8 protein-coding genes are annotated in these 11,976 nt (G+C 38.1%); 1 reads left to right on the top strand and 7 read right to left on the bottom strand.

The annotated features are described in order from the left end of the window. Nucleotides 1-757: 757 nt before the first annotated feature. The 6 genes from NSQ84_RS03430 to NSQ84_RS03405 all read right to left on the bottom strand — a co-directional run bounded on the left by NSQ84_RS03430 (nt 758) and on the right by NSQ84_RS03405 (nt 9,025). Nucleotides 758-2,503, bottom strand: coding sequence for an acyl-CoA dehydrogenase family protein (locus NSQ84_RS03430; RefSeq protein ID WP_339212218.1), 1,746 nt, complete (start codon nt 2,501-2,503; stop codon nt 758-760). A gap of 534 nt (nt 2,504-3,037) precedes the next feature. After that, nucleotides 3,038-3,220 carry a hypothetical protein gene (locus NSQ84_RS03425; RefSeq protein ID WP_339212217.1) on the bottom strand — a complete coding sequence of 61 codons (183 nt, stop codon included), beginning with the start codon at nt 3,218-3,220 and terminating at the stop codon, nt 3,038-3,040. A gap of 73 nt (nt 3,221-3,293) precedes the next feature. Continuing rightward, nucleotides 3,294-4,847, bottom strand: a complete 1,554-nt coding sequence (locus tag NSQ84_RS03420) for a class I adenylate-forming enzyme family protein (RefSeq protein ID WP_339212216.1) — start codon at nt 4,845-4,847, stop codon at nt 3,294-3,296. Between the two features lie 159 nt (nt 4,848-5,006). Continuing rightward, nucleotides 5,007-5,786: an enoyl-CoA hydratase-related protein gene (locus NSQ84_RS03415; protein ID WP_063389217.1), complete on the bottom strand. Its 780-nt coding sequence runs from the start codon at nt 5,784-5,786 to the stop codon at nt 5,007-5,009. A gap of 22 nt (nt 5,787-5,808) precedes the next feature. Next, a complete protein-coding gene (locus NSQ84_RS03410) occupies nt 5,809-6,663 on the bottom strand; it encodes a 3-hydroxyacyl-CoA dehydrogenase family protein (protein WP_063389218.1) in 855 nt (284 codons plus the stop codon). Between the two features lie 142 nt (nt 6,664-6,805). Next, a complete protein-coding gene (locus tag NSQ84_RS03405) occupies nt 6,806-9,025 on the bottom strand; it encodes a helix-turn-helix domain-containing protein (protein ID WP_339212215.1) in 2,220 nt (739 codons plus the stop codon). Between the two features lie 201 nt (nt 9,026-9,226). Between NSQ84_RS03405 and NSQ84_RS03400 the strand changes: the two genes are divergently transcribed. Continuing rightward, nucleotides 9,227-10,033 carry a glycosyltransferase family 8 protein gene (locus NSQ84_RS03400; RefSeq protein WP_327863538.1) on the top strand — a complete coding sequence of 269 codons (807 nt, stop codon included), beginning with the start codon at nt 9,227-9,229 and terminating at the stop codon, nt 10,031-10,033. 223 nt (nt 10,034-10,256) lie between these two features. Here NSQ84_RS03400 and NSQ84_RS03395 read toward each other — a convergent pair whose 3' ends face one another. Next, a complete protein-coding gene (locus NSQ84_RS03395; RefSeq protein ID WP_339212214.1) occupies nt 10,257-11,936 on the bottom strand; it encodes an AarF/ABC1/UbiB kinase family protein in 1,680 nt (559 codons plus the stop codon). Between the last annotated feature and the right edge of the window lie 40 nt (nt 11,937-11,976).

Here is an 11,976-nt window from a genome sequence, read left to right as displayed (position 1 = left end):
ACATATCTCTCCTTTACATAAATGAAATGGATGGATTGATTGATTGATGGAAACGCTTACTATGATTCTATTATAATGGCATTTTTTCTTTATTCGTCACTCATTTGTTCCTCTATGCGGGACAAATAAAATACCTTTGTTATTTTTTTAAATTGAATGCCCCTCGCATCTGCAAGGTGCCAGATTTTCTTTGCGGGAGCTCGATAAGGTATATGTTGAGTTTGGGATTGCGGCATCAGCTCATACATGCTGAAAAGGGCTGTCCGATGAGTTCCTAAAATGAAGGATTTGGGAGAAATACTACTGTGAAGGACAAAATAATCGAATAAAATTTGTAAATGTCCTTCTAGAGGTAATGAAGTTCAACAAGAAGCAATTGTATGTGCTGAATGTTCGTCATAAAACGTTTGGAGAACGTAATTAAGAAAGAGAGCATAAGAAAAATCCTTCATAAGACTTCTGAAGGATATAAACAAGATAGAAAAAATGGTCTGTCCGATAAGTCCCTAAAATGAAGGGGCTCCAAAAAGTCAGTTAACCCTGACTTTTTGGACAGCCCCTTCAAACAAAAATCGAAATATATTAAGGGGGCTGTCAAATAAGTCGTTTTTTCGGCTTATGACGCCCCCTTAAATGTTTTAGAAACGTTATATATGATGCTTATGATTTTTTGTTTTCAATGGAGAATTGACTTCCTGAACAGCCCTACTTGAATTATTTTTGGAACTTATCGGACATCCACGTAAGAAACAATCGATTATAGCTTGTGAATGCCTGAATAATTTCCGGCAGTTATAACGGCAGATGCTATCAATCGTTTATCATGAACAAAATCATTGTTGCTTGATTGAATCGTTTTAAATAATTTTTCTTTTTGCTGCTTTATTTGTTCATCGTGTAACACACTGAACTTGAACATTTCTGACACGATTTTACTAGATGCCTCATATGCGAAAATTTTTGCCAATAGTTTCTTTTCTTTTATTTTTTTCTGAGCTTTATTTGCAAGTAATTTTTCCACTCGAAATAAATTGCTTTCAATTGCATAAATCGAAATGGCCAAATTTGCCAACCATGCTAAAATTTCTTGTTCTTCCTTATAATTTTCAAATGACTGTAAAATCATTTCCATCGCTTGTCCCGCGAGCCTTCTCAAGTTGGACAGCAGCTCCCACTCCTGCGCCATTTCTTCAGATGGACCTTCATCCAGCTTTCTGAAATCCGGCCATTCCGCTTTTGATTGCAGCAGTGTTTGGGCAATAATCATCCGGTTAATCTCGTTTGTTCCTTCAAATATTCTGTTAATCCTTGAATCGCGGTAAAGGTGCTCCACTTCATATTCGGAAATATAACCGTATCCGCCATGCATTTGCAGCACTTCATCCACAATGATATCCAGCGCTTCGGAGGCAAACACCTTGTTGATCGAAGCTTCCACTGCAAATTGTTTTAAAATATCTCTATACGGTATATTATTTTCTTTACAGTACTGATATCCCCGATCCAACTCGCCGGCAGAACGATATACCATGCTTTCAATCGTAAATATTTTTGCAGCTATGTCGGCTATTTTTTCTTGAATTAACGGAAATTGCGACAGCGGCCGATTAAATTGTTTCCGCTCTGTTACATGCTGAACGGCGAGCTCCAATGCTCTTTTTGCCATGCCGAGGCTTGCCGCTGATATTTTATGGCGGCCGTTATTCAAAATGTTAAACGCAATCAAATGTCCCCTGCCAATTTCCCCTAATACATTTTCAACCGGAACTTTTACATCCTCCAAAATGACCGGTGTTGTTGAAGAGCCTTTTAAACCCATTTTCTTTTCTTCCGGCCCTATTGTAATCCCTTCACTGTTTTTATCGACAATAAAGGCGGTGAACTTCTCACCGTCCACTTTCGCGTACAAAATAAAGAAATCTGCAAAAGATGCATTAGTAATAAATTGTTTTTCGCCATTAATTAAATAGTATTTGCCGTCATCAGACAATCGTGCTGTCGTTTTGATACTTAAGGCATCCGTTCCTGCCGACGGTTCTGTCAATGCATACGCACCAATTTTTTCGCCGCTAACTACGTAAGGCAAATATTTTTCCTTTTGTTCGTCTGTTCCATAATACACAATCGGAAGGGAGCCAATTCCAATTTGCCCTCCAAATGTTGTTGAAAAAGATCTCGTCTTTCCAATTTCCTCCATGATGATAACCGAACTGATTTTATCTAAATCAAGCCCTCCGTATTCTTCAGGCACATCTGATCCTAATAGACCTAATTCTCCTGCTTTTCTCAAGAGCTCAATCGATTGATCAAATTGTTGTTTTTCTATTTCCGGCAAAACAGGCAAAACTTCTTGTTCTACATAGGCTGATGCAGTGCTAGCTATCATGCGATGTTCTTCAGTAAAATTCTCCGGTGTAAATATATCATCTAAAGAAATCACTTTTTTCAAAAAAGGGTTGCTTGAAAATTGTTCCATTTTATAACACCTCTGTTTTTTAACCATTCATTTTTCTCCCAAAGTTGCTTCACCTGTTATTAGAGCAAAATCAAGAAAAGTGCATTTGCTCCAATAAGCTGAAAACAGTCCCCATAACCACCGGCATCTGTATAAGCTTGCTGAATGGAAACGCAAAACATAATGGCATCACATACATAATGGAAAGAACAAAAGCTAAAGGCACGAAAGAATAGCGGGAAATTCCAAATCATACATCACTTTTCCTTTTCGTTCAAAAAAAGAGGCGGAGCCAGCCGAAATAACGGCTGAAAAGCTCATCATGAGACGACAAATTATATGGAAGGTAAGTAATTGCAGCTGCAATATCGAAAAAAGACAAGAATAGAAGCAGGGAGCCGCCAAAAGATTAAGAAAATCCGGATCTCGCAAATGAAATCAAATGAGCATGCACAATCATCAAACGCTTATGAACATTTTTTGCAATCGTTTTCAAATTTTAAAAGATTAGAAGTAAAAATAATAGATTTGAGATATTATTATTTTATCGGAATTTTTAGAAATTGTAACTCAATTATTCAGTCAATAAGCCAGCTTCCAAATAGCAGCATGGACATCAAACGCATGAATGACTTCAGTACCATAGCAAAACTGTCCGTTACGACGAGTTAAATAAACAATGCCGGCCGGCAGTGTAAAGAAACCAACAGGAAACATTATATGGAATGGATGCTCAGCTTCATAAGATATCCCGATATTTTCCAAATCATAATCGCCGGAGTTTCAATGTTTCAGCCGATAAGCTGTTCTTCTTAAACTCTTCTTTTCAACGAACCATTTATGCATTGATATTAAATTTTTCCATCACTTGGTCTTTCAGTCTTACCTTTTGAATTTTACCGCTCGCTGTGACAGGAAAATCTTCTGTGAAAATAATTTTGTTTGGAACTTTGTATGATGCCATTTGCGCTTTAACAAACTCTTTTAATTCTTCCTCTGTGCAAGCTGCGCCTTTTTTCAGCTTTATAACAGCACAAACTGATTCGCCCATTACTTCATCAGGCAAGCCTATGACAGCAGCTTCGACAACTTGAGGGTGTTTAGTTAAAACTGCCTCGACTTCCTGCGGATAAATGTTGAAGCCTCCACGAATGATCATTTCTTTTTTTCGCCCGACGAAACGAAGGTTTCCTTTTTCATCCAACACTCCGAGATCTCCCGTATAAAACCATCCTTCTTTATCCAAAACCTGCTCTGTTTGTTCCTTCATTTTGTAATACCCTTTCATGGTGCCAAAGCTGTGGATGGCAATTTCACCAACTTCGCCTGGAGGGAGCTCCTGCCGATTTTCGTCTACAATTTTCAGCTTTACACCTTCGATCGGTTTTCCTACAGTTTCCAATATCACTCGTTCATCCTGTTCATCATAGTCAGTCGCAGTAACAGATCCTGTTTCGGTAATTCCGTATGATTGGCACAAGTTTATTCCCATCCGCTCCCGAATTTCTTTCACTTTGTTTGGTGGAATAGGTGATGCCCCGACAATACCCGCTCGCAATGAAGAAAGGTCATAATCTTCAAAATCTTCTTGTTCTAATTCTTTTATAAACATGGCGGGAACTCCTTGTTTGATCGTCACTTTTTCCTGTTCAATTAATTTTAATGTTTCCTTCGGATGATATTTCTCTTGCAAAATGATTCTTGCGCCGCAAGAGATCGCACAAAACAAATTGACGGCCATTCCAAAAATATGGAATAAAGGAGCAGGAACGATAAACACATCTTTTTCAGTACATCTAATCGTTTTAGCTATAATATTAGCTGATTGAACAATGGCGCGATGGCTGATCATTACACCTTTCGGAATGCCTGTCGTTCCTGATGTATACAATAAACAAAACAAATCGTTGTTGACATCAAGCTTTTCAGCTGGAGCATCTTCTGACGCGGAAGACGCTACTTCTTGATAGGATAATAGATCAGGATGTTCAAAACGAACAGAAATCAAAGTTTCTACAACTTGGAACGCTTGCTTAAATCCAATGTTTTCATCAAACTGTTCCGTTACAAACAACACTTTTGGCTCCGAATTTTTGAGAATGTATTCCACTTCGTGATGCTTATACTTCGGATTAAACGGAACTAGAATTGCACCTATTTTGGCCGCTGCTACAAAAATAACGGCTGTTTCGTTCCAGTTTGGCAAGCAAACAGCGACTCGATCTCCCTTGTTGATCCCCAGCTTTTTCAAACCCGCAGCCAGCCGATTAGCTTCTTGAAAAAATTCGCCATAGGTCAATCTGTTTTTCAGGTCATAGAGCACTTCTTTATCTTTATAGGCTTTCACCGTATGTTCTACCAACTCGTACACCGAAAACAAATAATTGTTCATTGCTTCGCCATCTCCTCTTACGCAAATATTCAAAACATGTAAGACACGAAGCATCCTGAGTCATTTCATATCGGACACTTCGTGAAATACATGATTTGTTCGATGACTTTTTCTATATAAAATAACCTTTTCTACATGAAGTCGGTTGTATCGCTTTTATTATTTTCCAACGTAAACCGGCTTGCGCTTTTCTACAAACGCTTTCAATCCTTCTTTTCGATCTTCAGTTGAAAAGGCATTGGCAAAACTAGATGCTTCAAGGGTCAATCCTGTTTCCAGATCAGCATTGCTGCCAGCATTGACAGCTATTTTCAGCATACGAAGAGCTACAGGCGGTTTTTGGGCTAGCTTTTCTGCCCATTGTTTGGCAGTTGCCAGCAGTTCTTCGCCAGGTACAACTTTGTTCACTATATGAAGCTCCAACGCTCTGTTAGCATCAAACATGTCGCCAAAATAAAGTAATTCTTTAGCAATGCCTTGACCGACAATTTTTTGCAGACGCTGGGTGCCTCCGCCGCCAGGAATAATGCCAAGACCGACTTCAGGGAAAGCAAATTTAGCTTTTTCCGAGCAAATCCGCAGGTCACAAGCCAATGCAAGCTCTAAGCCTCCGCCTAAAGCAAGACCGTTAATGGCAGCAATGACAGGTTTGGATGCGTTTTCAATTTTTGAAAAAGCTTCCCTTGACACACGGTTCATATTCATCATGCCAACAAGATCGAGATCAGCCATTTCGTTAATATCTGCTCCGGCAACAAATGCTTTTTCACCGCTGCCTGTTAAAATAATGACTCTTACTTGGCTGTTTTCTTCCAGTTCGTTAAAAATGGTTACAAGCTCTTTAAATACTTTTGAATTCAGCGGGTTGACAGGCGGGCGGTTGATGGTGACAACTGCTACATGCTGTTCAATATCGCATGTTAAAAATTCCAAGCTCATCTTCAGTCCCCCATTCTCATGATTAGTCATAGTCGTAAAAACCGGCTCCTGTTTTCCTTCCAAGTCTTCCTGCTCTTACTAATTGCTTTAGAAGCATTGGAGGTGCGAAGCGGTTATCATTAAACTCATTTTTCATATATTCCATTACGTAGTAGCCGATATCAACACCGGCAAAATCTTGAAGTGTGAACGGCCCCATAGGATAGTTCAGCCCGAGCGTAACCGCTTTATCAATATCTTCCGCTGTAGCTACCCCTTCTTCGAGCAGCTTAATCGCTTCAATAAATTGCGGAATCATAATACGGTTGACAATAAATCCTGGAGTGTCTTTTTTCACTTCCACCGGCTCTTTATTCAGCTTTTTCGCAAATTCCTTCAGTTCTACTACTGTTTCATCGCTTGTTTTATATCCTCGAACAACTTCCACTAATTTCATGATCTGCGCAGGATTGAAGAAATGCATTCCTGCGACGCGTTCCGGCCTGTTCGTTGCAGACGCAATCTCTGTTATGGACATGGAAGAAGTATTTGTTGCCAAAATCACATGGTCAGATGTAATTTGATCCAATTTCGCGAAAACGCTTTTTTTCACTTCCAAATCTTCTATAACAGCTTCAATCACAATATCAGCCTGTTTAAAATCCTCCAAATTTGTCGTAACTTGAATTCGTTCCAAAACTTCCTTTTTTTGCTCTTCGGTCATTTTTCCTTTTGCAACACTTTTTTCCATAAATTTATTTATTCTTGATAAGCCGTTATCAAGAAATTTTTGTTCGACATCATGCAAGATAACTTGAAATCCTGAAATGGCGGCCAAATTGGCGATGCCGCTTCCCATCGAGCCTGCTCCAACTACCCCGACTTTAGATATCGTCATAGTCACAACTCCTTTTAAAAACATAACTTTATTAATATTCTGTAAATTATTATAGAAAATATAAAATGAAATAAACACCTACAAAATACGGAAAAAGCTTCTCTTCTATCAACAATTTTGTGGAAAAAACGCTGTGGCGTTTTTATATTCTTTCAGTTGTTTTTGAATAATACAGGTCATAAAGCTTATAAGCCATCATCACATTGAATCGATGATCAGCATCATTTAAATCAATTTCCAGCAGCGATTCAATCTTTTCAAGACGATAAAGGAGGGAGCTTCGATGAATAAACAGCTCTTCTGCCGAATTTTTAATATTTCCGTTGTTATAAAGGAACACTCGCAGCGTATGGAATAAATCCATACTTTTCCCTTCCGAATAATTCAATAACGGTTCAAGATGCCTTTTGATGAAAAATTCCACCGCTGCTTTATTATCTAAATGATGTAAAATAGTGTAAGCGCCCAATTCCTCAAACAAAGCAAACCCTTTTTGGCGAAACCTGTGAAACACGACATTCAAAGCTTGGATAGCCTGCTGATAGCTAATATAATAATCATTTAAATTTTCAGTTTTACCGCCGATTCCCATGAATACTTGGCATTCAATATTGCCTTCTCGAACCCAATTTTTTATATTTCTATAAAATACTTTCCAATAGTTTTTTGGATGCTTGCCTTCTTCTTTTACCGGAACAATCAATATATAGTTTCCATCGTTTGTCGCCATGATAATTTCTTTGCTGAAACGGGAAATTTGTGTTTTCAACTGGTCCCAAATCAATGTTTTTTTAGATTGTTGAACAAGCAAATTACTGTTTTCCGTTTCCTTCTCATCTAATAAAATCGACAACACCGCTAATCGGTGCTGATGAAATAAGTTCCATTGGAATAAATTCGCATATTGTAAAATCCGCTCTTGATCCTCTATACGTTCCACAAGCAATTTGCTGACAAAACTATCCTTTACCTGCTCTTTTGTATCCAAAACAAGCTTCTGCTTGATAAATTGGATCGAACAAATATTTCTTGCCAAATCAATTGTCAGCTGGTCAAATTCATCCATGTCATTTTCGCCAATTTCAACAGCCAAAAACCCAAGCAAATTTCCTCCGCCGTTCACCTTCCACAGCCGGAAATGAAGCTCTTCCCCGTCATCCAATTGGATGTGGATTTTCCTTCCGTTTTCTATCAATCTCTCTTTATTTCCGCTGCTCATCAGCCTTTCTACATCTTTATTTGATAAATCATAATGATGGAAGGAACAAGAAATTGGCCTCATAAAACGGTCGAACAAAAGGACGGATTTGGAAAAAAGACTTCTTAAAGCAGAAGTAATACCGTCAAAATTGTCATGCTCTACTGTTTCTTTCACAAGAGCGTGCTGATAATCAAGCAGAAAGTAAAGACGTTCTTTATGCTCCTTTTCGTTTTTATATAAACGGGCATTTTCCAAAATAGCGGCAATATGATTGGAAAGCAGCTTTAATATCTCCAAATCATCTTCATTAAAAACTCCCTTTTGTTTCCCTTCTACATGAAGCACACCGATTGTTTTCAAATCAAATATTAATGGAACGGTCAGTTCAGACCCGCCTGGAGTATCCAAAAACGGAAAGTATTCTTTTAAAACATAATTTGTTTCAATATTAATCCGTTCCGGTTTTTCAAATGGACCATAGGATGGAGGCTGAAAAATAAAATGGTTTTCTTTTTCGTTATATAAATAAATACAAGCCATCCTTGCATTAGTTCCTTTTCCGGCGCGTTCCACAAGTGTTTCAATATTTTTTTCAAGCGGCACATCAAGTGACAAATTTTTGCTGATCCACTCGATCCCTTCGATTTTTTTAATTTGTGCTTCTTTTTGTTTCGCCATTGCAATCGCAACAGCTACATCTTTGCCGAATTCGTCAAAATGGGCCTTCATATCCAACAGAGGTACGTAGTCAAGATAGGCAATAATGCAAAAGCCCAAGCTGCTCATATCGTCTTTGAGAGGAACTGTAAACCACGTTTTTACTTTTTCTTTTTTCATTAAATTGGTAAACTGACAGTCGCCTGCTTGTTCTGCTTTATCATATGTTAAGCTTTGGTGAAGGAGATTCGGCGAACAGTTTTGAACCTGCAGCGGAAAGGATTCCGTTATTTGCTGCAAATCTCCGCTCCAAACTTTCAAACTCAGCTCCTCTCCCTCTTGTAAAATGATGCCGACAAAATCACATGAAAACTGGGAGCGGAAGGAATCAGCCAAAAATTGCAATGCCTCTTCCTCCGTATCAATTTTCACTAGATGTCTAGCCGTTTTTCGCAAATGATTTTCAATCTTTCTCATTAATTTTTCCCGTTTTGATTCTGTCAAAGAGGACTCCTCCTTTTTGAAGAAGCTTGTGTCAATATTTCGAAAAATGAAAAACATGCTATAATTCAATTTAAACAAAAACAAATGCTGCGTACAAATTTTATTTGAAAAATGAAAACGTTGATGGTAATTTGTTAAATAGCTGTGGCTTTATCCACGCTTTTAAAAATTTTGCTACGATCTTTTGCGAGGATGGTACAAATGATCAATATTCTTGTCACACTGAATTCAAATTATATTCCCCCGCTGAAAGTTATGTTAAATTCATTATTCCAAAATAATATTGAAGAAAAATTTTCGATATATATCATGTATTCAAATATTTCCGATCAAGATTTACACGAATTGGGTCAATTTGTAAAACGTCATAACCAAAGTTTATATCCAATATACGTAGACCCTAAGCTCTTTGAAGATGCACCCGTTTTTCGCCATTATACATCAGAAATGTATTATCGATTAGCTTCCCATCAATTTTTGCCCGACGATTTGGACCGAATTCTGTACCTTGATCCCGACATCGTTGTAATCAATCCCATCAAAGATTTTTACTATAGTGATTTTGAAAATTGCTTGTTTATTGCTTCTGAACATACACATTCTACAAAAGTTGCCAACCTTTTTAATAAATTAAGGCTTAAAACCCCGAATGCGAAAGGATATTTTAATACGGGCGTTTTGCTTATGAATTTGGAACGGATTCGGAAAGAAGTGAAATTGGAAGATATCTATGCATTTATTAATGAAAACCGTTTAAAGCTTGTCCTTCCTGATCAAGATGTGCTCAATGCTTTATACTGGGATAAAATTAAACCTGTTGATTGTTATCGATACAATTATGATGCAAGATATTATGAAATTATTAAATTGCTTCCAAATGCAAAGCATGGGATGGAGTGGATAAAAGAGAATACTGTTTTTATCCATTATTGCGGGAAAGACAAGCCTTGGCAAAAAAACTATAAAGGAGAGCTGGGAGCTTTTTATAAAAAGTACGAAATACTATAAAGAGCGGCAAAAAACATTTATCATCACATCTCCGCGTTAATAAAAGGGGCTTGTCTAATAAGTCGTTTTTTCGGCTTATTGACACCCCTTTCTTACATTTAGTCAAGTACTTTTTGAAATTCTTTTGGAGATATGAATTAATGTTTTACAAAACGTTGATATATCGACGTTAATGATTTTTTGTTTTCAATGGGGATTTGACTTTCTGGACGGCTCTTTTTGACTAAAACCGTCCTGACTTAAAAATGGAAAATAACAGCCACAAAAACATGAGCGTTGCTACGCCAAAACCGATTTCAATCGCTGGAATTTTCCAAAGCAGTGTTGATTGCCTTCCCATTGAAGAACCAATAATAATCCCTACCATAATAATACTGAATGCCAATAGCACGATGCTGAACGATAACCGATTGCTGATGCGGTCAAGTTTTTTCAGAAAAAGATCTAATTCCGGAATCGTGATCTCATGGCGGAGTCTGCCCCGCTTCATTAAAGAAGCGATCTCTGCTACATAAGCTGGAAAATCCATTAGCAGTTCTGTATAATCTGTTACGTGTTTCCATGCATTTTCAGCGATATACTTCGGATGCAAGCGCTCCTTTGCCAGCCGGCGACCAAAAGGCTCAGCAACATCGATAATTCTAAAATCAGGATTCAATTTTTCGACCACGCCTTCAACCGTCAAAAGCGTTTTTCCTAGTAGTGTTAAATCAGAAGGGATTTTGATGGAATGTTTGAAAGCTGCTCGAAAAAGGTCGTTCACAGCTTCACCGATGCTGACTTGGTGTAACGGAACACCGTAATACTTTTCCCGTAAATCTTCGATGTCCGCTCTCAATTGCTTTAAATCGATATCTTCAGGAACGATGCCCATGCGCAAAATGGCTTTCATGACGCCATCCGTACTCTGCCTCATTAAAGAAATCACTAATGATGAGAAATGATGCTTCATGTCAGATGTAAGCCGGCCGGTCATTCCGAAATCAATGAAGGCAATGATTCCGCCCTGCTTAATGATGACATTTCCAGGATGGGGATCGGCATGAAAAAAACCATCTATAAATATTTGCCGGAAAATTTCTTTTGATAAAATTTCTGTAATATGATCCAAATGGTATCCATTTGTTTTTAGTTTTTCAATCTCATTTAGTTTAATTCCTTCTACATATTCCATTGTTAATACTCTTTTCGTCGAGTACTCCCAAAACACTTTCGGAATGTAGACAGCTTGTTCATTTGCACTCTGTTTAGAAAATTTGTCTGCATTTCGGGCTTCAATGGTATAATCGAGCTCAGCACGAAGAGCCTTTGAAAACTCTTCAATCATGTCCCTGACCTGATACTTTGCAGCCCATTTTAGCCTATGCTCCGCTAATACCGCTAAATCTTGAAGAATTTCTAAGTCCGTTTCAATCACATTCGAAATATGAGGGCGTTGAATTTTTATAGCCACTTTTTCACCCGAATGCAAAACGGCTTGATGAACTTGTCCTATTGAAGCAGCAGCTAACGGAGCATGATCAAAGTGCCGAAAAATTTTTTCTATTTCACCGCCCAATTCTGATTGAACAATCTCACGCACCTCATCAAAAGAAAAAGGCGGAACTCGATCCTGCAATTTTTCCAATTCACTAATAATCTCCTCCGGCAGCAAATCAGGACGGGTACTCGCAATTTGACCTAATTTTATAAATGTCGGGCCTAATTCTTCCAATACATGCCTTACCCGTTCACCTATCGTTTTGGAATGATGCTCAGTTTTTCTGCCAAAAAAAGCTTTTTGCGGCAAAGAAAGAAATTGCGAAATACCCATTTCCTCTACGACGAATCCAAATCCATTGCGAATTAAAGCAGATGCGATATCCCGATAACGGCCAATATGCCGCATCCTTTTTCCGACCACTTTACCGCCTCCTCAACAACAAAGGACCTTTTAACAGGTC

Source organism: Aeribacillus sp. FSL K6-3256, from assembly GCF_037965805.1.
GTDB classification, from domain to species: Bacteria; Bacillota; Bacilli; order Bacillales; family Aeribacillaceae; genus Aeribacillus; species Aeribacillus composti.
The sequence above is the reverse complement of the archived record's forward strand: the minus strand, read 5'-3'. Positions and strand labels throughout refer to the sequence as shown.